18 protein-coding genes are annotated in these 21760 nt (G+C 39.9%); 7 read left to right on the forward strand and 11 right to left on the reverse strand.

Translation table 11 applies throughout. The features are described 5' to 3' along the window. The first annotated feature begins 15 nt into the window (after positions 1-15). A complete protein-coding gene (locus ATE92_RS06035) occupies positions 16-375 on the forward strand; it encodes a YraN family protein (RefSeq protein WP_100802849.1) in 360 nt (119 codons plus the stop codon). On the opposite strand, the gene ATE92_RS06040 is transcribed toward ATE92_RS06035, so the two are convergent. From ATE92_RS06040 to ATE92_RS06050, 3 genes are all read right to left on the reverse strand, one after another. Further along, a complete protein-coding gene (locus tag ATE92_RS06040) occupies positions 372-1214 on the reverse strand; it encodes a helix-turn-helix domain-containing protein (protein ID WP_100802850.1) in 843 nt (280 codons plus the stop codon). The genes ATE92_RS06035 and ATE92_RS06040 overlap by 4 nt on opposite strands. Before the next feature lie 123 nt (positions 1215-1337). Then, positions 1338-4673, reverse strand: a complete 3336-nt coding sequence (mfd, locus tag ATE92_RS06045) for a transcription-repair coupling factor (RefSeq protein ID WP_100802851.1) — start codon at positions 4671-4673, stop codon at positions 1338-1340. A gap of 25 nt (positions 4674-4698) precedes the next feature. After that, entirely contained in the window at positions 4699-5847 is a 1149-nt protein-coding gene (locus ATE92_RS06050; RefSeq protein WP_100802852.1) for an aminotransferase class V-fold PLP-dependent enzyme, read from the reverse strand. A gap of 126 nt (positions 5848-5973) precedes the next feature. On the opposite strand from ATE92_RS06050, the gene ATE92_RS06055 reads away from it, so the two are divergent. Continuing rightward, the gene (locus tag ATE92_RS06055; protein WP_100802853.1) at positions 5974-6399 is read left to right on the forward strand and encodes a TerB family tellurite resistance protein; all 426 of its coding nucleotides are present in this window, start codon (positions 5974-5976) and stop codon (positions 6397-6399) included. A gap of 29 nt (positions 6400-6428) precedes the next feature. On the opposite strand, the gene fbp is transcribed toward ATE92_RS06055, so the two are convergent. Then, on the reverse strand, positions 6429-7433 hold the full coding sequence (fbp, locus tag ATE92_RS06060; protein WP_100802854.1) for a class 1 fructose-bisphosphatase: 1005 nt from the start codon (positions 7431-7433) through the stop codon (positions 6429-6431). Positions 7434-7520: 87 nt separating this feature from the next. Here fbp and ATE92_RS06065 point away from each other — a divergent pair, with 87 nt between their 5' ends. From ATE92_RS06065 to ATE92_RS06085, 5 genes are all read left to right on the forward strand, one after another. Next, on the forward strand, positions 7521-8000 hold the full coding sequence (locus ATE92_RS06065) for a GNAT family N-acetyltransferase (RefSeq protein ID WP_100802855.1): 480 nt from the start codon (positions 7521-7523) through the stop codon (positions 7998-8000). A gap of 67 nt (positions 8001-8067) precedes the next feature. Further along, positions 8068-9324, forward strand: coding sequence for an aspartate kinase (locus ATE92_RS06070; RefSeq protein WP_100802856.1), 1257 nt, complete (start codon positions 8068-8070; stop codon positions 9322-9324). 50 nt (positions 9325-9374) lie between these two features. Beyond that, a complete protein-coding gene (locus tag ATE92_RS06075; protein ID WP_100802857.1) occupies positions 9375-11192 on the forward strand; it encodes a lysophospholipid acyltransferase family protein in 1818 nt (605 codons plus the stop codon). 179 nt (positions 11193-11371) lie between these two features. Beyond that, a complete protein-coding gene (locus tag ATE92_RS06080; RefSeq protein WP_100802858.1) occupies positions 11372-13069 on the forward strand; it encodes a T9SS type A sorting domain-containing protein in 1698 nt (565 codons plus the stop codon). Positions 13070-13126: 57 nt separating this feature from the next. After that, complete coding sequence (locus ATE92_RS06085; protein ID WP_100802859.1) at positions 13127-14302, forward strand: AraC family transcriptional regulator; 1176 nt, start codon at positions 13127-13129, stop codon at positions 14300-14302. A gap of 8 nt (positions 14303-14310) precedes the next feature. On the opposite strand, the gene ATE92_RS06090 is transcribed toward ATE92_RS06085, so the two are convergent. The 7 genes from ATE92_RS06090 to ATE92_RS06120 all read right to left on the reverse strand — a co-directional run bounded on the left by ATE92_RS06090 (position 14311) and on the right by ATE92_RS06120 (position 21748). Then, positions 14311-15279, reverse strand: coding sequence for a YitT family protein (locus ATE92_RS06090; RefSeq protein ID WP_100802860.1), 969 nt, complete (start codon positions 15277-15279; stop codon positions 14311-14313). Between the two features lie 32 nt (positions 15280-15311). Continuing rightward, complete coding sequence (locus ATE92_RS06095; protein ID WP_100804369.1) at positions 15312-16802, reverse strand: S10 family peptidase; 1491 nt, start codon at positions 16800-16802, stop codon at positions 15312-15314. A 121-nt stretch (positions 16803-16923) separates the two neighbouring features. Further along, positions 16924-17307: a DoxX family protein gene (locus ATE92_RS06100; RefSeq protein ID WP_100802861.1), complete on the reverse strand. Its 384-nt coding sequence runs from the start codon at positions 17305-17307 to the stop codon at positions 16924-16926. A 31-nt stretch (positions 17308-17338) separates the two neighbouring features. Continuing rightward, on the reverse strand, positions 17339-17710 hold the full coding sequence (locus ATE92_RS06105; RefSeq protein ID WP_157809572.1) for a cupin domain-containing protein: 372 nt from the start codon (positions 17708-17710) through the stop codon (positions 17339-17341). Positions 17711-17714: 4 nt separating this feature from the next. Next, the gene (locus tag ATE92_RS06110) at positions 17715-18764 is read right to left on the reverse strand and encodes a proline iminopeptidase-family hydrolase (RefSeq protein ID WP_100802862.1); all 1050 of its coding nucleotides are present in this window, start codon (positions 18762-18764) and stop codon (positions 17715-17717) included. A gap of 38 nt (positions 18765-18802) precedes the next feature. Further along, on the reverse strand, positions 18803-20317 hold the full coding sequence (locus tag ATE92_RS06115) for a lipopolysaccharide assembly protein LapB (protein WP_100802863.1): 1515 nt from the start codon (positions 20315-20317) through the stop codon (positions 18803-18805). A gap of 108 nt (positions 20318-20425) precedes the next feature. Further along, positions 20426-21748 (reverse strand): MBOAT family protein, encoded by a 1323-nt coding sequence (locus ATE92_RS06120; RefSeq protein WP_232729122.1) that lies wholly within the window; start codon positions 21746-21748, stop codon positions 20426-20428. Positions 21749-21760 lie beyond the last annotated feature (12 nt).

Below are 21760 nucleotides of genomic sequence, written 5' to 3' on the forward strand. Positions count from 1 at the left end.
AATCGTATATCAAAAATGGCTTATCACAATGAACTTGGAAACATAGGAGAGCAACTGGCAGCAGACTACCTGTTACGAAACGGATTTGCTATTTTGGAACGTAATTTTGTGTTCGACAAGGCCGAAATAGATATTGTCGCACAGAAAGACGACTTCCTGGTTGTTGTTGAGGTTAAAACGCGCAACAGTGATTATTTTGGGGATCCGCAGGACTTTGTATCCAAGGGTAAAATTAAGCTTCTGGTGAAAGCCGCTAATGAATATGTAGTAAGAAACGATTTAGACATGGAAGTCCGATTCGATATTATTTCAGTACTAAAAAATAAAAACATTGAGAAAATTGAACATTTCGAAAATGCTTTTTATCATTTTTAATCCTCCCGGGGATTCGCTGTTTTATCTTTAATAAACTCGCTAATCTTATAGAGTAACACGATTTGAACAAAAACGGTAGGAATAAGCAGCATATAGCCTAACCATCCCAGAATAACAGTTAAAAAAAATACAGAACACGCAATTTTTAAACCTCCGGCAACCGAGGCTAGTGTGCCGGCAAAAGGAGCCAATTTTAAGGTTGCAAATCCTAAAACGAAACCACCCATTCCGTAAAAAAGCATTTGAACTACCAACACATATTCTATGTAAAATAAATCGAGGTAGAGCGAAACCATATCGTACGCATAAAAGAGGATGTTTATCGTAATAAGTAAAAAGGCTCCTATTTTAAGCAGGTAGTTTCTGTATACTTTTCCAAGGAGAAAAAAGCCACGTATAAAATAAATAAAACTCCCCAGGACAATAAACTTTAGGCTAATGTAACCGGCTTCACCCCAAATAAGTTCGTTTTCATAAAATCGGGCATAGTCTAAGGCAAATTCAATAAAACCTGTAAGGAAGTAAATAATACCCCCAATACACGCTATTTTCAGATTAGAAATAAGAAATCGTTTTTCTTTAGTGCTCGATAAAGTAGGCAGAATTAATCGGTCAAATTCAGAGTTGGTTTTGGATGTTTCCCCTTCAAGTTCTTCCAAATCGTATCCCAACACCTCAAAAATTGTTCTCACTGTATAGCTTCTGGGAGTAACCTCTCCGGCTTCTATACGCTGAATGGTGCGCACATTGATATTGCACTGCGCTACCAATTCCTCCTGCGTCAATCCTTTTATCTTACGCAGCTCGGTAATTTTTTTCCCCAATTCAGGTTGTCTCATGGATATATTGTAATTGTTAGGCAATACTACAATCAGGATGGGAACAACGCAAGTATTTTACCGGAATTTCACCCGACATTTACCCGACATTTATAAATAAGAGTATCTAAAAAGATAATTTTATTACTGAAAAGACCGTAACACATGCAGGGCATTGTTTACCGTTTTTACACCTTCGATGGTAAGTAACAATCGCAAGCCCGTACGGGTTTCCTTCTCCTTCATTTTTACCGAATTTGAATTGTTTTGCACATACTGAAGCACTTTCGTAAACGCGGTACTCTGATAAAAAGCACTTTGCTGGTCGCTCACAAAATAGCCTACCAACTTGCCCTTTTTCATTACCACACGCTCTAAACCCATGGCGATTGCAATCCACTTTATACGTACACTGTTTAGTAAATCCCGGGCCTGTTTGGGCAAGGCACCAAATCGGTCAATCAATTCCTTTTCAAACTTCTGAAGCTCTGCTTCTGTCTTTAATTCGTTCAGTTTTGTATACAGATTGAGACGTTCGGTGATATTGTTTACATAATCATCGGGGAAGAGCAATTCGAAATCGGTATCGATTACCATTTCCTTTACAAAATCCTTTTTCTCATGTTCAGAACCCGCATATAGGTCTTTAAATTCTTTCTCCTTGAGTTCATCGATGGCTTCCGCCAAAATCTTTTGATAGGTTTCAAATCCTATTTCATTGATGAATCCGCTTTGCTCGCCGCCCAACAAATCGCCGGCACCGCGTATTTCCAAATCCTTCATAGCTATATTCAAACCGCTTCCCAAATCACTGAATTGCTCCAAAGCCGTGATACGTTTTCTGGCATCGTCGGTCATGGCTGAAAATGGAGGGGTGATAAAATAACAGAATGCTTTTTTATTGCTTCGGCCCACACGTCCGCGCATCTGGTGTAAATCGGATAGCCCGAAATTATTGGCGTTGTTAATAAAAATGGTATTGGAGTTAGGAACATCCAACCCACTTTCAATGATCGTGGTAGAAACCAGCACATCAAACTCATTGTTCATAAAAGCCAGCATGAGTGTTTCCAGTTTTTTTCCTTCCATCTGTCCGTGGCCAATACCAATTTTGGCATCGGGAACCAGACGTTGAATCATCCCGGCTACTTCCTTAATGTTTTCAATACGGTTGTGCACGAAGAAAACTTGTCCGCCGCGCGATATTTCATATCGAATGGCATCTCTAATGGTCTCTTCCGAAAAACGAATTACATGCGTCTCTACCGGATATCTGTTAGGAGGTGGGGTAGTAATTACCGACAAATCCCGTGCAGCCATCAAACTAAACTGAAGCGTTCTTGGAATAGGTGTTGCGGTTAATGTAAGTGTGTCTACATTCTCTTTAATTGTTTTCAGCTTGTCTTTTACAGCGACACCAAATTTTTGTTCTTCGTCAATTATGAGCAAGCCGAGGTCTTTAAATTCAACCGATTTGTTTACTAACTGGTGGGTCCCAATCACGATATCGAGCTTACCGCTTTTTAGATCGTCCAGAACAGTACGGCGTTCCCTGGCGGTTCTAAATCTGTTTAAATAATCAACATTTACGGGCATTTCGGATAAACGTTCCGAAAAGGTTCTGTAATGCTGAAACGCCAAAATGGTGGTAGGCACTAAAATGGCAACCTGTTTGCCGTTGTCTACCGCCTTAAAAGCAGCACGTACTGCCACCTCTGTCTTTCCGAAGCCAACGTCTCCACAAACAAGTCGGTCCATAGGGCGTTCATTTTCCATATCGCGTTTTACATCTTCGGTGGAAGTAATCTGGTCGGGAGTATCTTCATAAATAAAGGAGGATTCCAACTCAAGTTGTAAATACGAATCGGGATCGAAGGCAAATCCTTTTTGTAGTCGTCGTTTGGCGTACAATTCAATTAAATTAAAGGCAATTTCCTTGACTCGTGTTTTGGTCTTCTGCTTCAGTTTTTTCCAGGCGGCACTTCCCAGTTTGTAAATCTTTGGGGTGGTCCCGTCCTTCCCGTTGTATTTCGAAATTTTGTGTAAAGAATGTATGCTGAGGTAGAGAATATCGCGTTCACCATAAATTAATTTTATGGCTTCCTGCATCTTGCCTTCCACGTCTATTTTTTGGAGTCCGCCAAACTTCCCAATCCCGTGATCTATATGGGTTACATAATCTCCCACTTCCAAATTGGTTAGTTCCTTTAGTGTTATCGCCTGCTTTTTGGCATATCCATTCTTAAGCTGAAACTTGTGATAGCGTTCAAAAATTTGATGGTCGGTATAGCAAATGTTTCTGTTGTCCAGATCTATAAAGCCCTGATACAACGGAAATACCACCGTTTCGAACTGATCCACCTTCTGGTCTGCATCTTCAAAAATATCGTGAAAGCGTTTTGCCTGTTGCTCGCTGCTGCAGAAAATATAGTTTTTATAACCATCGGCCGCATTGGCATTCAGGTTTTCTATCAATAAATTGAATTGTTTGTTAAACGAAGGCTGCGGATTGGTATGAAATGCAATCGCATTGTCGCCGGCAGTTTTCGCGTTGATGGTAACCGTTGTAAATTCTGAAAGCTGTTTTTTCAGTAGAGCGGAGGTGGTGAATAGTTCCTCGGGTTCGCTCATTTTCATTTCCCCTTTTGTTTGCTGAAATGCTTCGGAGGCCTTTTTGAAGAGTTTGTCGATGTTACTGCTTAGGAGCTCCTCATTTTTTAAAAAAACAACCGTTTTTGAAGCGATGTATTTCAGAAAACTTTCCCGTTGTTCGTCCATCATTTTATTCTCCACATTCGGGATAACGGAAACTTTTTTCACCTGTTCCAAAGAGAGCTGTGTTTCTACATCGAAGGTTCGGATACTGTCCACATCATCTCCAAAAAATTCGATACGATACGGTTCGTCGTTGCTGAATGAAAATACATCCAGAATACCACCACGCACCGAAAATTCGCCCGGTTCGGTAACAAAATCAGTCCGTTTAAAATTGTAGGCAAAGAGCACTTCATTAACAAAATCGATGGAAAGATTGTCATTCACTGCAATCTTTAAGGTGTTGCGTTCCAGTTCCTTTCGGGTCACCACCTTTTCGAATAAGGCTTCAGGGTAGGTAACAATTAGTGCGGGTTTTTTTCGGGAGTTTATTCTATTTAATACTTCAGACCGCAACAGCACATTGGCATTATCTGTTTCTTCAATTTGATAGGGTCTGCGGTAACTTCCCGGATAAAACAGGACATTTTGATCGCCCAATAAATTTTCAAGATCGTTGAGGGTATAGGCCGCTTCTTCCTTGTCGTTTAAAATCACTAGAAAGGGAAGTTCAGCTTTTTTAAATACTTCGGCAATTACTAAAGCGGTTGCCGAGCCAACGAGTCCGGAGATTGAGATATTGGTTTCAGAATTGGAAATAGCTTTCCCTAGTTTTCGGGTGGACGAAGACTGTGCAAAAAGCGTAGAAACAAGGGCTTTACTCATAAAAGGGCAAAGATAGTACGGGGATTTATGATATGAAACAAGAAATTAGTTTTTCTACTTCTTCGGGAGAATTATAGACATTAGGAGATACTCTAATGGCATTACCACGATAGGAAACCACTATTTTCTTAGCTGAAATCTCTTCTTTCAGTGCAGCAATTGTTTTTCCCTGCGTGCTGTAAATTCCGAATAAATGATGGGCTCTAAATTTTGGATCTTCAACGTAATACTCGTTTTTTGGAAGCTGTTTTAAAAAATCTTGCGTAAGGTTTTTGCAATATTCCTGAATGGCAGCCGGAGTCCATTCCAACAATTGCCGAATAGCTTCCGAAAGCATGGGGGTAAGAATAAAATTACTGGATTCTCCCACGTCGAAGCGCGTGGCTTTTGGTTTAAAGTTTTCGTTGTAATTTACCAGATTCGAAAAGTTTTCGCTCCCTTCGTGATTCATCCAGTTGTTTTCCAACGGATTCCCATGATGGAATTTTTCGCCGTAATAGGCAAGTCCCAAACCATAGGCTCCCAACAACCATTTGTATCCGCCACATATTAGCGCATCGGGTTGTATTTCGGCGATAGAAAAGGGCAAGGCGCCAACGCTTTGTGTTCCGTCAATAATTAAATAGGCACCTTCCTCGACAGTGCGTTTTCTTATAAGTTTTAGGTTGAAAAGTGTGCCATCGGCCCAGTGAATATTCGGGATGGCAACAACTTTGGTTTTCGATGAAATTGCTTCCAGCAAAGCTTCATTCCAACGTTCGGCACGTCCCACTTCGAGTTTGGGAGCTTTTATTATTTTGAGCACAACTTCTTTTTCGGTTTCCAACTGTTTCCAGGCGTAATAATTACTGGGAAATTGTTCTTCAAGGACTACAACTTCGTCACCTTTTTTGAACTCAATATTCTTAATTACGGTTGCAATTCCGTAGGATACCGAGGGAATTATAGCGATACATTCGGGATCCGGGGCTTCTATGAGTTGCGCAAAACGTTGTTTTAGCACTATTTTTTCAGAAAAGAAATCACTTTCAGAAATAAAAAAAGGGGAAGCTTTTTTCCGAAGACTTTCAATGCCAATTTGTTCTACCGAACGCAGCTGCGGCGCCATATAAGCACCGTTGAGATAGATGGCCTCTTCCGATAAATTAAAGCGATGTTTCTGATTTGCTAGCATAGAGGGAAGATACTACTTAAAAGTGAAATTTTCCTTGCTTCAAAAAGTTTTGGATAGGTGTTTTTTACGTGGTGTTTTCCCAAAAAGTAAAATACTAGTTTTATATTTGTACTATAAAATTGAACTATGTCATTTACAGATTTATTTGAAAGTGGAGAACATTCCCGAAACCTTGGACACTTTGCCTCCATTGCCAGTATTGCAGCAGTGGACGGAGACATAAATCCTGAAGAGGAAAAGATGTTGAAACGGTTTGCGAGAAAATTGGATATTAGCGAATCTGAATATACGCAAGTATTAAAAAATCCTACAAAATACCCTATCAATCCACCCAATACCTCCGAAAAACGTTTGGAGCGGATGCACGATTTATTTGAAATGATCTTTGCCGATCACGAAATTGACGATCACGAGCGATTTCTAATTGAAAGATATGCCATTGGTTTGGGATATTCTGTGGAGTTGGCTCAAAAACTAATCAAACGTTCTATCCAAATTTATAGTGGGGGACTCGATTTGGAAGATTACAGATACTTATTGAACAAGAAATAAGCTTCTGCTTGCATTGCGTCTAACAGTTTTTATTGTTTTTTCATAAATTCTTCGGCCTTTTCCACCATCAATTTACTTCCGCAGAAAAAGGGCACACGCTGGTGTAATTTTGTAGGTTGAATATCGAGAATACGTTGAAAACCGTTGCTCGCTTTCCCTCCGGCTTGTTCTGCTATATAGGCCATAGGGTTACATTCATAAAGCAGGCGTAATTTACCTTCAGGGTCTTTAGAAGTATTGGGATAAATGTAGATTCCTCCTTTTATCATATTTCTGTGAAAATCGGATACCAAAGAGCCTATATAGCGTGAAGTATAAGGGCGATCTTCTTCTTCCTTCTGACAATACTTTATATAATCTTTCACCCCCTGCGGAAAGTGAACATAATTACCTTCGTTCACAGAATATATACTTCCTTTTTCGGGGTATCTCATATTGGGATGTGACAAATAATAGGTGCCAATTGCCGGATTTAAGGTAAAACCGTTCACCCCGTGACCCGTTGTATAGACTATCATGGTTGAGGTTCCGTACACTATATATCCCGCGGCTACCTGGCGGTTACCCGGTTGTAGAAAATCATCTAAAGTAACGGGAATTCCTTCGGGTGTAATTCTTCGGTAAATCGAAAAAATTGTCCCCACCGAAACGTTAACATCGATGTTTGAAGAACCGTCCAAAGGGTCAATAAGCACTACATATTTGTTGTCGTTCTTTTTGTTTCTTCCCTGTATTGTAATAAAATCGTCTTCTTCTTCACTGGCAATTCCGCAGACAATCTCTCTGTTGGTCAATGTTTTAATAAAGGCTTCGTTGGCGTAGACATCTAGTTTTTGTTGGTCTTCTCCTTGAATGTTGGTATCCCCTGCCGCACCCAAAATATCTACCAATCCCGCTTTGTTCACCTCGTGGTTTACCACTTTTGCCGCCAGACGAATAGAGTTTATAAGTCGGGATAATTCCCCGGAAGAATATTTAAACTCACTTTGATTTTCAATAATGAATTCGCCTAAGGTCTGATTCTGTTTTGCCATTGTGAAGGATAAGGTAATGTGAATTTGGCGCAAATATCGTGATTTTTAGGAAAATGAACCCGATATTTGTCACGCAAAACCCATGTCATGGAAATAAAGATTCGAAAAGCTACAAAAGAAGACATGTCCAGTGTTCGCGATCTTATTGTTGAACTCGCTGTTTTTGAAAAAGAACCCGATGCAGTCGAAGTTACTGTTGAAGATCTACAAGAGGCAGGATTTGGGTCAGATCCAAAGTTTTCCTGCTTTGTCGCCGAGTTTGAAGCAACGATTGTAGGTATGGCTTTGGTCTATTTCCGATTTTCAACTTGGAAGGGCCGCACCCTGCATTTAGAAGATTTAGTGGTAAAGGAACGTATGCGCGGAAAAGGCGTGGGAGAGGCCTTGTATACTCAGGTTTTAAAATTTGGTCATGAAAAAGGTGTGAAGCGGGTGCAATGGGAGGTTCTGGGATGGAATGAAGGCGCTATCAAGTTTTATGAGCGTAGCGGGGCTAATGTTTTACGGGACTGGCATGTGGTGCATATGGACGAAAAAGGAATGCAAAATTATTTAGAAAAGTTATAGTTTTTCGGTTTTGAGCTAAGCGTAATTACGCTTAGAGAAATCGGGTTTTTAAAAGACAATGTTATAAATGAAGGTTTTTAAGTTTGGTGGGGCTTCTGTAAAAGATGCCGAAGGCGTTAAAAATGTGGTCGCTGTTTTGGAAGCGACCCGGGAGCAAAATCTTGTAGTGGTCATCTCCGCCATGGGGAAAATGACCAATGCTTTGGAAGTGGTGGTTTCCAATTTTTTTAAAGATGAAAGCGCTTTGGAAGCTTCGGTAAGCGATGTTTACGATTATCACATGAAGATTCTTTCCGGACTGTTTGCCACAACATCTCACCCGGTATATGGAAAAATTAATGTCCTTATTAAAGAATTAAAAGGGTTTTTAAAAAGATCGAAATCCAGAAACCACGCCTTTATCTACGATCAGGTGGTTTCTTTTGGAGAACTTATTTCAACAACCATTGTTTCAGAATATCTTCAGGATCACGGAATCAAAAATATCTTTTTAGACGTTCGCAGCTGTATTCATACCGATGCCAACTATCGCGATGCCAATGTAAACTGGGAATCGACGCAGCAAGCCATTCAAGAGAAGGTTGGTAAAAAAGGGATTACGGTTACTCAAGGATTTTTAGGGTCCGAAAGCACCAATAATTTCACAACTACGCTGGGACGTGAGGGTAGTGATTACACGGCTGCGATTTTTGCGTATTGTCTCAATGCAGACAGTGTAACGATTTGGAAAGATGTACCCGGTGTGTTGAATGCCGACCCGAGGTATTTCAGTAAAACCACCTTGTTGAATCATATTTCATACCGTGAAGCGATTGAATTGGCGTTTTACGGCGCTTCAGTAATTCACCCGAAAACTCTACAACCCTTGCAGCGCAAGGAAATTCCCTTGTTTGTAAAATCCTTTTTGGAGCCCTTAAACCCGGGAACCTGTGTTGGAAAGGGTGTGTTATTAAATCCGCTTATTTCCTGTTTTATTCTAAAGAAAAATCAGGTGCTTATTTCCTTGTCTTCTTTGGATTTCAGCTTTATGATGGAAAATCATATTGGCGATGTGTTTCGCTGGCTGCATGAATTTAAAATGAAGGTGGAATTAATTCAGAATTCGGCCATTAGCTTTTCGGTTTGCGTAGACAACAAATACGATACTTTGGAGCCTTTATTGGCAAAGTTGCGTGAGCGATTTAAAGTAAAATGGAACGAAGGGGTGACCTTGTATACCGTTCGACATTCAAAACCATCAGAGATTAAGGCCCTTACCGAAAATAAACAAGTTCTTTTAAAGCAGGAAAGTAGGGAGACAGTACAGGTAGTGGTAAAAGAATAGTACAGATTGTTTCGCTATATTTGTCTTTCGTAACAACCAAAGAACTCTCCATGGGATTAGTGAATGCCAAAGAAGTAGCCAAGGCTATTAATGTCGATAAATTCGGCTTTTTAGGCACGTCCATGGGATGGATTTTAATGAAGGTGTTAAATATTTCTACCATGAATAAAATTTATGATAGAAACAAGCACCTTAGTAATCTCGAGTTTATCAATGCGCTACTTGATGAATTTGAAATTAAATTTGAAATTCCCGAAGAAGATTTAAAGCGCCTTCCAAAAACAGGAGCGTTTATAACCATTTCCAATCATCCTCTGGGCGGCATTGACGGAATTTTACTTCTGAAACTACTGCTTGAACATCGTCCCGATTTTAAGATAATCGCCAATTTCCTGTTACATCGCATCGAACCTTTAAAACCCTATGTGATGCCGGTAAATCCGTTTGAAGACAGAAAAGACGTTAAAAGTAGTTTGATGGGTTTTAAGGCAGCGATTACACATTTAAGGGATGGTCATCCTTTGGGTATTTTCCCGGCCGGCGAAGTTTCGACCTATAGAGATGGCAAGTTGGTGGTAGACAAACCCTGGGAAGTTGCAGCCATGAAGCTTGTAAAGAAGGCTGAAGTGCCTGTGGTTCCAATTTATTTTCACGCCAAAAACAGTAAATTCTTTTACAGGTTGGCAAAATTGAGTGATACGTTGCGCACTGCGAAACTGCCTTCCGAATTGTTAACACAGAAAGAGCGCGTAATAAAAGTGCGTATTGGGAATCCTATTTCGGCAGAAGACCAAAGAGAACACGAAAGCCTGGATGCGTTTACTGAATTTCTTAGAAAGAAAACTTATGTGCTGGCGAATCCTTTTCAGAAGAAAACATTGTTGGATAACATTCCGAAGAATTTAAAAATACCGAAGCCTCCCAAGAAAATTGCCGGTGCAATTTCGGTAGAAAAAATGGAAGCCGAAATGGAAGCATTGCGCGTTGCCGACAAACGCCTGCTTATAAGCAAGAATTATGAAGTCTTTTTGGCCCAGGCAGACCTTATCCCTAACACCTTACAGGAAATTGGAAGGTTGCGTGAGATTACGTTTCGGGAAGTGGGTGAAGGAACCAATAAGGCAACCGACCTCGATAAATTTGACAGTTATTACCACCATATGTTTTTGTGGGATAACGACGCCCGAAAAATGGCAGGTGCCTATAGAATGGGATTGGGTTCCATGATATTTCCCAGATACGGAATCGACGGCTTTTATTTACAGGACCTGTTCCGTTTTGAGCCCGAATTGTATTCCATGATGAGTAAATCCATCGAAATGGGACGCGCCTTTATTATAAAGGAATATCAGCTTCGCCCGATGCCGCTGTTTTTACTTTGGAAAGGAATTGTACACACTACGTTGCGCTATCCTGAACACAAATTTTTGATAGGTGGGGTGAGTATTAGCAATAAATTCTCTGAATTCTCCAAATCGTTGATGATTGAGTTTATGAAATCCAATTATTACGATCCGTATGTCGCGCAATATATCAATCCGAAGAAAGAGTTTAAGGTAAAACTGAAGGATGCCGATAAGGATTTTATCTTTGATGAAAGTGAGGCAGATCTCAATAAATTCGACAAGATTATCGATGAGGTGGAGCCCGGCAGCTTACGACTTCCGGTTTTAATAAAAAAATACATCAAACAAAATGCAAAGGTAGTTGCGTTTAATGTAGACCCTCTGTTTAACAATGCGGTGGATGGGTTGATGTATATTCGAATCGCCGATCTTCCCGAAAGTACTGTAAAACCGGTTATGGAAGAATTTCAAGCCGAACTGGAAAAGCGTCTCGAGAAAGGGGAAAAAGGAGAGGAGGAATAGCGCTAGTTATTTTTAATAGTTTTTCCGGCTTAATCTCAAAACAGATCCTACAGATAGTGTGATTTTCTTCAGAAAATAAGTCTCATTGCTTCCAATAGGTCTTTTTAGTTTCAATTTCTTAGTTGTTTTGTACTCAGTTTCGCCGCCGGCGAAGTATTCATTAATAAAATTTAAAAGCTATGAAATTAATTAATTACGTTCAATTATTTTTGATTCTTTTACTGTCCGCATCGGGCAGTGCTCAAATGTACGATTGGGGTGGAGGTTTTGGAGGCATCGGGGAAGATGTTGTACGGGCAATGCATGTAACTAACGACGGTACTACCTATACTACAGGGTATTTTTCAGATACAGCCGATTTTGACATAAATCCGGCAATAGAATATCCTCTAACTTCCAATGGTTTTTTTGATGTGTTTGTTCAAAAAACAGACAGTGGCGGAAATCTGGTATGGGCCACGAACATTGGAGGAGAATTCTTTGAATATGCCGTGGGGATAACCACCGATACCGATGGAAATATTTATGTTACCGGAGTGTACGAAGGGACCGTAGATTTTGATCCGGGGATTGGTACAACTCTGCTTACTTCTGCAGGAGGTTTGGATATTTTTGTGTTAAAACTCAACGAGGATGGAGGCTTTCTATGGGCCAGAAGTATTGGAGGCTCAGATTATGAAGAAACTACATCTATCGGGATTGCTCCAAATGGAGATGTTATTGTTCTTGGGTATTTTTATGAACCGGTCGATTTTGACCCCGGAGCCGCAGAATATATGATGTCATCTTTAGGTGCAGCAGATAGTTTTATTTTGCGTTTGGATGAGAACGGAGATTTTATTTCAGCCAACAGATATGGAGGGCCGGAGATGGATTTAGGGCTTGGGATGCAAATAAGCAATTCGGGTGATATATTTATTACCGGGTCTTTTTCAGGGACAGCCGATTTTGATCCAGATGATTTGAACGAACATTTGGTAACCGGTGTAGGAAATTTTTCCGGATATATGCTACATCTTACCGCCTCAGGAGAATTTGTAAAAGCCGCATTCACAGAAGGCGGAGAAACCCTGAGCAGGGCTATTACTACCGATACGCAGAATAATATTTATTTAACCGGTTATTTTAATGGGATTGTAAACTTTGCTCCAAACTCAGGAAATCCGGATTATATATTTACATCCGATGTTGCCTATAATGGGTTTGTAATGAAAATTGATGGTTCTGGAGATGTGATATGGGCTCGACAAATAGGTGATGAAAATGCGTTCTTCGCGTTTGATATTGCGGTTGCTTCAAATGGAGATGTCTTTTCGACCGGCTATTTTGATGGGACTGTAGATTTCGACCCATCAACTACTAATGAATACCTGTTAACAAAAGAATCACCCAATGCAATGGATGCCTTTTTAGTAAGACTTTCAAATGATGGCAACTTTATCGCGGCATTCCAATTTGGAGGTGTTGACCTTATAGATACTAATTGTATGGGCATCGATGGATCAAATAATGTTTATCTATCGGCTCATTTTCAAACTGTTGTAGATATTAATCCGGAGGCCGGAAATTCTGAAATAATTACAGCTATCGATTTTAGAGACAGCTACCTAATAAAAATGGATACCGAAATTTTAAATAATCCGGACGCACAAGGCGCATCGATAGGGTTCTATCCCAATCCGGTTCAAAACCAACTTTTTGTCACCGGAAAAGAGAGTTTAGCGGGAAGTGAATTTAGAATTTTTAATACGATGGGACAGCTTGTTTTAAGTGGAACACTTAGTCAAAATCAAAGCATCGATTTTCATCAAATTACAAAAGGACTTTACTTTTTAAAAATTGGAAACTACCCTAGTCTTAAAATAATTAAGGACTAGTTTTTCCAACGAGGAAATACGTTTTGTAAATCTACAAATTATGTGCTACTTTTCGGTATGGAAAAGTGGATCATGTTTGTAGATTTTATATTAATAGCGGGCATGTCTCTTCTGGGCTTGTTCGTTATTTTTTTGCTTAAATCGCACACAAGTTTTTCAAAAAAACTGCTCATACTATTTTTTGCCAGTTCCTTTTTCTTCTTGTTGTATTACTATTCCTATCTGCATAGATCTCAAGTTTTAGGCGCCGTCGCAATTTTATTCGGTAATGGTGCCGGATTCTTGCTAGGACCTGTCTTGCTGTTTTACATTAAGTCTTTAATTTTTCCAAAGGAAAAGATTGTACGCCCGCTTTTACTTCATTTGACGCCGTTTTATATATTTTGGTTTTTAGTATCGTTGCCAATTGCACTGAGTCTTGGAGCAAATATTTTCAGATCCTATCATGACAATTATATGATTGTTGGGGATTATATCAATATTGGAGAGAATATCTATTTTATAGTATACGCCTTTCTGGCATTACAATTGGTAAAGCAAATTAATCGAGGATCCGAAGAGAGTTATTCCTTTATAGATGAGAACAATCTGCGATGGGCCGAATACTTAATTATTGGATTAATGGGGATTATAATTTTAGATAGCTTTTTCTCTGTCTACGAACTTATTTTCCCCCCAATTTCATGGAATATTGGAACAGTAATCGCCTTTTTATTTGTTGGATTGTATAGTTTTTTGGGCTACAAAGGGATGTTCCAGTCCAATATTTTACTTCCTAATTTTCTAATTGTCGATGTTTCAACTGTCGATATCAAAGAAAGTGAGATTAAACCCGACTCGAAATTACAGCGGCCTATCCGGCACTTGGATACTTTTTCAGAAATAGAAATCAATCAGCTAAAGGAAAAGCTATATTCACTTTTGGAAGGAGATAAGATTTATTTAAATGAATCGTTGAGCCTCTCCGACATTTCAAATGAGTTGAAAATTACGGATAAAAAATTATCGGAACTTTTGAATCAGCATCTTAACATAAATTTTTACAATTTTATTAATGAATACCGTGTCGCTGAAGTGAAGGAGCGGTTACAAAACCCCGAAAACGCAAAATATACACTATTAGGGATTGCCTACGATTGTGGTTTTCAATCCAAAGCAAGCTTTAACAGGATATTTAAACAGAAGACAGGCATGTCACCATCTAAGTATAGAAAAATGGTAGCTTCGACTTAATTAATATATTATTTTAGAGGTCTTTTCTTTATCATTCCTCCCTTGGCGTCCTTGATACTATGCATTACAATAAAGGCATCTTTGTCAATTTTATCTATCTCAGTCTGCAATTTGGCAAGCTCCAAACGCGTAATGAGGGTATAAATTATATCTGAATCTTTTAAACGGTCACCTCTTTTTCCAAAACCTCTTTTTCCATTATAGATAGTACATCCCCTTCCCATTTTTTCAATGATGGCTAATCGAATATCTTCACTAAAATCTGAAATAATCGTTACCCCTACATATTCTTCAATACCGGATACGACAAAATCGACAGTCTTGGATGCTGCCAAATAAGTAAGCATTGCGTAGAGCGCTGTTTCGGTTGAAAAAATGTAAGCTGCGACACCAAAAATCAGAACATTAAAGAGCAAAATTACATCACCAATTGTAAGCGCTGTTTTCTTACTGATATATATTGCCAATACTTCTGTCCCGTCTATCACAGCACCTCCTCGAATGGCCAGACCTATTCCTGCTCCCAAAAAGAACCCTCCAAATACCGCTATTAATAGTTTATCGTCGGTGATTGTGGGAAGTTCAATAAAGTGCACTGAAATAGCCAAAATAGCAATGGCTAAAAGACTACGAATTGCAAAATTCTTGCCGACGGTAGAAAGTCCCAGAATTATAAACGGAAGGTTTACCGCAACTAAAAACAAGGATAATGAAAGCCCTGTAATGTCGGTTAAAATAAGAGATATACCCGTAACTCCTCCATCGATAAATGCATTGGGAAGCAAAAAACCCTTTAACCCTATACTTGCTGAAATAACTCCCAAAACTATCAAAGCACTGTCTTTGATCAAGTGTGAGAATTCAACTTTAGCAGCTCTGAGCTCTTTCTCATATTGTTGCTTGGTTTTCGAAAGATGTTTGCCTTGCGGCTTACTCTTTATAACCTGCGTAACGATGTATTGAAAAAGATAATTCATATGGTTATTATTTTTTAGATGAGCAATTTAGATCAATATTTAGCCGCTTTTCCTTTGGCAGCCGTATTTTGAATAAAGGCTCGTAAGTGGTCATTGGCTGCTTTCAGGTCTTCCCGCCGAAGGTACATCATATGGCCGCTTCGATAACCTTGAAAACTCAGACGATCTTTCATCTTCCCACTGGGATCAATTTGCCACATGGTATATTTCGCATTAAAATAGGTAGTAGCCCCGTCGTAATAACCACTTTGAAACAAAACGTTAAGGTATGGGTTTTCTGCCATTGCCTGTCTCAAATCATCACGAACATTATTGTTTTCGTTATTCCACGGATGTACATTTCCAAACATATTGTATTTGGTATCGGTAATAAAATGAAGGTGTTCCCGTAAGTAATAATTAATTGCCGGGGTAAAGGAATGCAACCATGAAGTAAGTTCGGCACTGTAATCGGGGCGAATTCCGGCTTCGCTTCGGTCCAATCCTAAATAACGGGAATCCAAACGCCCAATAGTGTTTCCTGTTTTGTCACGCAATAATTCTTTCCAAAAAAACTGTGTTGGCACATCGAGATTGTTTTGGAGGATCGATTTTTTGGATAGCCCTGAGTAGTAGGCAATTTTTTCGGCTACATTATTTTTTTCGGTTTCACCAATAAATCCGCCTTTGGCCAATGCCGGCATTAGGGAGTTTATAGCAAAGTCTTCGGCTTCGGGTAATACATCAGTTAAATCTTTTTGCTGCAATGCCGAAGGCAACATTTTATGATGCCATGCAGCCGCTGTAAAATAAGGCAGATTTAATGCTGACGCCACCGCTGCATCGCTGTTAAAAACCTGATAATCGGCCGGGGAAACCATAATTACTCCGTTGAGGTACATCCACTGGGATTCCTGAAGCTCCAGTGCCAAGCCTGCAACGCGTGTGCCTCCGTAACTCTCACCAATTATATACTTTGGAGAACGCCAGCGGTTGTGCCGACTCACAAAGGTATTTACCCAAGTAGCCAGATACTTTATATCGGCATTTATTCCGAAGAATTTATCGCGATCTACTTCTTTCCCACTTTCGGGAATAGTTCGGGAATATCCGGTATTCGCAGGATTCACAAATACAATATCGGCAACATCCAACACCGAATACGGATTCTCGCTCACTCCATACGGCTGCACCGGATAACCTTCGTCATCGATATTTAAAACCATTGGGCCGGTATAGGCAACATGCATCCACACCGAAGCCGATCCCGGACCTCCGTTAAAGGAAATAAGCAAAGGACGGGTTTCGTTATTGCCTGCGTTGGTGCGCTTGTAATAGGTATACTGAAGGGTGGCGACAGGCTTTCCGAGTTCATCCCAAACAGGCTGCATTCCTGCAGTTGCAGTATATGAAATTTTTGTTCCGTTAATTGTTGAATTATGTTGTGTAACAATCAAAGTATCGATTGGGATGCTTCGGTTTTGAGCTGAAAGAGTTACACAAAAAATGGCGCTGAGAAAAAAGGTGATGGTCGATATTTTCATTGATTCGTTGGTTAAAGGGTAATAGGGTTCTCCTCTCAAAGATATAAGAATCCATACAGTTTTAATCGAATTAAAATGTAGAATAGAAAATTTGCTCGAAAAATTTTAGAATAACCTCAAATTAAAATATCACAAGCAATCCACCTCCCGTAACCAGAATGACAAAAGCTCCTGCAAACAACAAAAGGTCATAGTGCCAACCGTACCCCTTTTCTTCATAAAAACCGGTTTTCCAAACCATTATTTTTTTCTGCATAGCACCCAGCATAACCATCATAATTATTGCAGCTCCAATTTGGGCCGCAAGTCCAAAGGCAATAGAAATTGCCGCAATTAATTCGACTGCACCCAAAACAGTCGTGGCTGCGGGAGACATCCCGATACTTTTACCTCTTTCCTCAGGATTTTGCATATGACTTTTTCCGCTTGAGAAAAATATGATCGCAATAATGATACGCAATAATAAAAGGGCATACGGCGCTAAGAAAATTACGTCTACTACCATAACAAAGTTTTATTTAAAGATACTAATTTCTTTATTTTGGTTCAAAAATTAAGAACACAGCCGTACTGTCGCCAATGTTTAAGACTTCGTGCCATTCGATGCGTTCGTTATAATAATTGTATCCGGTAGGAACATTCACTTCCCTAGTACCTGTAGTGTCTTTAATTCGGAATTTACTCCCGGCCAGAGTATACCCAAAATGTGCATTATGATAATGTCTTTCGTGACCTACGCCGGGAGGGAAGGTGCATTGTAACACCCTTAGTTCTGAATTCTCCTGTAAAATTTCACAGACTGCCTGCTGCTCCCAACCTGCTTGTAATGGGTCTGGCAGGGGTTCTTTTACTTGAATCTCACAAGAACTAAAAACGAGAGTCGTAACTAATAGTACAAATGATTTCATGGCTTTAAAATGCTCCCGAATCCACATCTTTTATAAATTGAATAACGCCCGGAAAGTAGTTTTTTGGATCGTCGTATTGAGATAAATGACTTCCGTTAGGACACAATAAGAAGCGTCCGTTTTGCACTTCCGAAGCCATCCATTCCATGTATTTGGGATCCATCGTATCGTAGGTAGCACCAATCATCAAGGTAGGAACTTTGAGCGTATTTAATTTGCCGGAAACATCCCATCCTTTTAAGGATGCATCTCCGGTGATTCCAAATTCACTGTATCCCTGCATGGCGATGTAAATATTCGGGTTGAGGTGTTTCATGGCCCGATTTACCGATTCGGGCCAATTGTCTGTTGGCATTCGCAAGAAATGCTCGGTATAATAATGTTGCGTTACCAGTTCGGCATATCTTGGATTCCCGAAGTCGTTTTTAACTTCCATCGCTTTAATTTCGGCGTAAATTTCGGCGGGCATTTGTGGCCCCAGTACTTCGGAGGCGTATTTTTCATATTCAGGTATGCTTGCCATCATGTTAGAGACGATGAGTCCCTTCAGATTATCCTGATATTTTAGCGCGTATTCCATAGCTAAAATTCCGCCCCAGGATTGCCCTAGCAGGTAGAAATTATTGTTGTCAAGACCTAGCGCTTTGCGTACCTGTTCCACTTCTTCCACAAAATGCTTGGTAGTCCATAAGGTAGAATCGTTGGGCTGGTCGCTGTAATAAGAATCCAGTTGGTCGTAATAAATGTATTCGATGCCTTCTTTGGGCATAAAACCATCGAAGCTTTCAAAAAACTCGTGTGTCCCACCCGGACCACCGTGTAGCAGCAGCACTTTCATTTTAGGATTGTTTCCCACTCTTTTGGTCCAAACGTCGAAGGTGCCTTTTTCGGTAGTAATAGGAATCATTTTAATTCCGCCGGTAAGCTGATCCTCGCTATTCGAATAATCGAAATAGGAATCATTGCAATCGGTTGCAGCATGTTCGTGCTGCTTTTCGGAACAACCCAAAAGAAGAAACATGATGGTAAATAAAGAGAAAATCGGACTTTTCATGAGATGGTTTTTAATGGAGTTTCGGAAGTGTTTTGCCGTTATAATTGCTGTGCTTTTTCAATCCCGGTACGAATATGTAATCTGCCCGGTCCTGTTGTAAGAGCTTCGGTATAGGCAGCAGCAGCTTCTTCCTTTCTATTTTTAAGCAGAAGCCAGTCTGCATACAATTCATATGTGGGTTTTTGAATGGATGGCGGACCAAAATTGTAGCTTAAAGTCTTATCCAGAGCGATGGATTCTTGAAACAGTTTTTCGGCTAAAACTACATTTTTTTGAAGATCGGCTTTCAAGGCCTGTAATTGTAATTGCCGTATTTGAGATTCCTTTAAATCGCTTTCGGTGGCTTCGTCGCGAGTTACACTTGAGCAGAGTTTCGCACTGCCTTCGGCAACCACGAAACTTTCCCGCTGATGGTCTTTATCCATCACCTCTAGAATACTATCCAGTTTTTTAAGATTTCCTTTTTTGTAATTTTTCATTCCTTCCAGAAAATGATATTGAGATCGAATCGCAATATTTAAATCGCTGATAGATACTGGGATGTTAGCTACTTCGCCCTCCCAATCGTTGGTTTCTACCAAATAGGTGCCTTTTAAAAACACCTGATGTACTCTACCTCGTTTTGAAGGACTTTGAGTAACATATTTGGTGATGGTGTCTACCATTTTTTTTGCTTCCTCCTTATTTCCTTTTTGAAGATAACCGTATTGCAGCCAGTGATAGGCATGGTATCCCCGGGCGTCGTTATTGAGATTTTTTTCGCGCATTCGGGTAACGCTTGCATCGTATGAGTTTATATTCGAAGAAATTACTTCATCCCACATCCCCATGGCAACGTAAATGTGTGAGGGCATGTGCAGGGCATGGCTGGCATCGGGAGCCACTTTTGCATAGGTATTGGCGGCTTCAAGCGCCAAGGAAGCATGCGAAGGATCGTCGTACGAATGAATAAGATAATGAAGCGCACCGGGATGGTTTGGATTTTCAGCTAAAATCCCTTTCGCAATTTTTGCGCCTTTGCCGTACAATACATCGTCTCTACCATCGGGGACCGACCCTAATAATGACAAGGCATAAAAGGCGGCCACTTCGTGATTATCGCGGTATTTTTTAGTTAAGCCTGCCATAAAATCGGAGTAAGCGACATCTCTGGCGTTTTTCTCGGTTTTGGGTTGGTATAGTATTTTTGCGGCTTCAATTAAATCCTGTTCCAGCTGAGTGATTGTTGTAAGATCTATTTTTTCAAGGTGATGTAGAGCTGAGACTGCCTCATCGTAATCTTGTTCGTTCCAAAGACTGTGATTGTAAGTCATTGATTCTCCCCAGTAGGCCATTGCCATATTGGAATCTAAGGTTTGAGCTTCCAGAAAAGCCTCACGGGCGTCGTCGTATTCGAAGGAGTGGAGTAACAGCAGCCCTTTTTCGAAGGCCGGAAGGGCTTTTTCTTTCCCTGTAATACTAATATTTACCACGCCCAGATAGCTGGTATTTTCGGCAGGTTTCTTACAACTTACTGCAAGTAAAATGATAAAAATAAATGATACATACTTCATAATAAACAATTGAATAAAAGTGAATTAGCAAGTTGCTTAAAGATAGTAATTTTTTTGGCTCGCTAATGCCAACACTCTTCCCGACCCTAAAGGGTGCCAACGCTCGGTTTAAAATTGAAAATAAATGAATTGTTCTCCACTTCCCTGCGAAATTGCAATTAAGAAGAACATTATTGCCCATGTCACCCCCAAAACCCATGACGGTATTTTTAGTGAAACTTCTTTCATAGATGTGTTTCGCATCAGCCAATGACAAATAAATAATCCGCCTATTACTAAGGTTACTTTAATAATATCGAAAGATTGTAATATTTTTTCTCCTTCAGGGTTCATAAAAAGCATGGATTGTATCATGCTCTTTGCCACCGAAAATTCACGGGCTCTAAAAAAGACCCAGGTAAAATTTACAAGGGTAAATGTGAGGAAGGCAAAAATAATTCCGGTAAAGGCATTCACTCGAATTTTAATTTTGGCTTTTAACAATCGTTCAATAACCAAATAAATTCCATGCAAAGCCCCCCAAATTACAAAAGTCCATGCCGCTCCATGCCATAAACCACCCAAAAGCATCGTAATCATTAAGGCTGAATACATTCTCACTACTCCGTGTTTATTTCCACCTAACGGAATGTATAAATAATCCCGTAACCAAGTTGATAATGAAATATGCCAACGTCGCCACAAATCTGAAAAACCAACGGCCGCATAAGGATACCTGAAATTATCGGGTAAGATTATACCCATCATTAAGGCTATTCCAATAGCACAAGTAGAGTAACCGGCAAAATCAAAGAAAATCTGACCGGAAAAAGCGAGTGTTCCCGTCCATGCATCCCAGATGTGAAGTGTTGATTTTGAACCAAACACTGTGTCGGCAGTATCGGACAATAGGGTGTCTGCCAACACTACTTTTTGAAATAACCCAATAGTAAGTAGAAACAATCCCCAAAGAAATTGATTGATTGTTGCTCTTTTCTCTTCGTAAAACTGTGAAATAAGGTCTTTAGCTCTTACAATAGGACCGGCAACCAATTGCGGGAAAAAGGTGACATACAAAGCGAAATCCAAAAATGTTTTGGCACGCTCGGTCCGCTTTAAATACAAATCGATTGTGTAGGACATCGTTTGAAAAGTATAAAAGGAGATTCCCATAGGAAGTATAATATCCATGGGTTGTGCCTGATAGCCATACCCGTAGCTATTAACGACCGAAGTAAAGTTATCCAGCATAAAATCCCGATACTTAAAGAATCCCAAAAAACCTAAGTTAACAACCATACTTAACAGTAGCCATAACTTACGTTTTCGCTTATTCTCTTCAACTGCTAAGTTCTTTCCTGCAAACCAATCAACAAGAGTGGATATCCAAAGTAAAATAACTAAGGGAGGATTCCATAACCCATAAAACACATAACTGGCAACAAGTAACATACGTTTTTTGTT

It is taken from the genome of Ulvibacter sp. MAR_2010_11 (assembly GCF_002813135.1).
GTDB lineage: Bacteria > Bacteroidota > Bacteroidia > Flavobacteriales > Flavobacteriaceae > Altibacter.

Coding starts and splice junctions, on each gene's coding strand:
- ATE92_RS06090 (WP_100802860.1), bottom strand. CDS start 15,279: ATGAATTATCTTTTTCAATACATCGTTACGCAGGTTATAAAGAGTAAG.
- fbp (WP_100802854.1), bottom strand. CDS start 7,433: ATGGCAAAACAGAATCAGACCTTAGGCGAATTCATTATTGAAAATCAA.
- ATE92_RS06040 (WP_100802850.1), bottom strand. CDS start 1,214: ATGAGACAACCTGAATTGGGGAAAAAAATTACCGAGCTGCGTAAGATA.
- ATE92_RS06050 (WP_100802852.1), bottom strand. CDS start 5,847: ATGCTAGCAAATCAGAAACATCGCTTTAATTTATCGGAAGAGGCCATC.
- ATE92_RS06110 (WP_100802862.1), bottom strand. CDS start 18,764: ATGAAAAGTCCGATTTTCTCTTTATTTACCATCATGTTTCTTCTTTTG.
- ATE92_RS06080 (WP_100802858.1), top strand. CDS start 11,372: ATGAAATTAATTAATTACGTTCAATTATTTTTGATTCTTTTACTGTCC.
- ATE92_RS06095 (WP_100804369.1), bottom strand. CDS start 16,802: ATGAAAATATCGACCATCACCTTTTTTCTCAGCGCCATTTTTTGTGTA.
- ATE92_RS06065 (WP_100802855.1), top strand. CDS start 7,521: ATGGAAATAAAGATTCGAAAAGCTACAAAAGAAGACATGTCCAGTGTT.
- mfd (WP_100802851.1), bottom strand. CDS start 4,673: ATGAGTAAAGCCCTTGTTTCTACGCTTTTTGCACAGTCTTCGTCCACC.
- ATE92_RS06120 (WP_232729122.1), bottom strand. CDS start 21,748: ATGTTACTTGTTGCCAGTTATGTGTTTTATGGGTTATGGAATCCTCCC.
- ATE92_RS06070 (WP_100802856.1), top strand. CDS start 8,068: ATGAAGGTTTTTAAGTTTGGTGGGGCTTCTGTAAAAGATGCCGAAGGC.
- ATE92_RS06105 (WP_157809572.1), bottom strand. CDS start 17,710: ATGAAATCATTTGTACTATTAGTTACGACTCTCGTTTTTAGTTCTTGT.
- ATE92_RS06035 (WP_100802849.1), top strand. CDS start 16: ATGGCTTATCACAATGAACTTGGAAACATAGGAGAGCAACTGGCAGCA.
- ATE92_RS06085 (WP_100802859.1), top strand. CDS start 13,127: ATGGAAAAGTGGATCATGTTTGTAGATTTTATATTAATAGCGGGCATG.
- ATE92_RS06115 (WP_100802863.1), bottom strand. CDS start 20,317: ATGAAGTATGTATCATTTATTTTTATCATTTTACTTGCAGTAAGTTGT.
- ATE92_RS06055 (WP_100802853.1), top strand. CDS start 5,974: ATGTCATTTACAGATTTATTTGAAAGTGGAGAACATTCCCGAAACCTT.
- ATE92_RS06075 (WP_100802857.1), top strand. CDS start 9,375: ATGGGATTAGTGAATGCCAAAGAAGTAGCCAAGGCTATTAATGTCGAT.
- ATE92_RS06100 (WP_100802861.1), bottom strand. CDS start 17,307: ATGGTAGTAGACGTAATTTTCTTAGCGCCGTATGCCCTTTTATTATTG.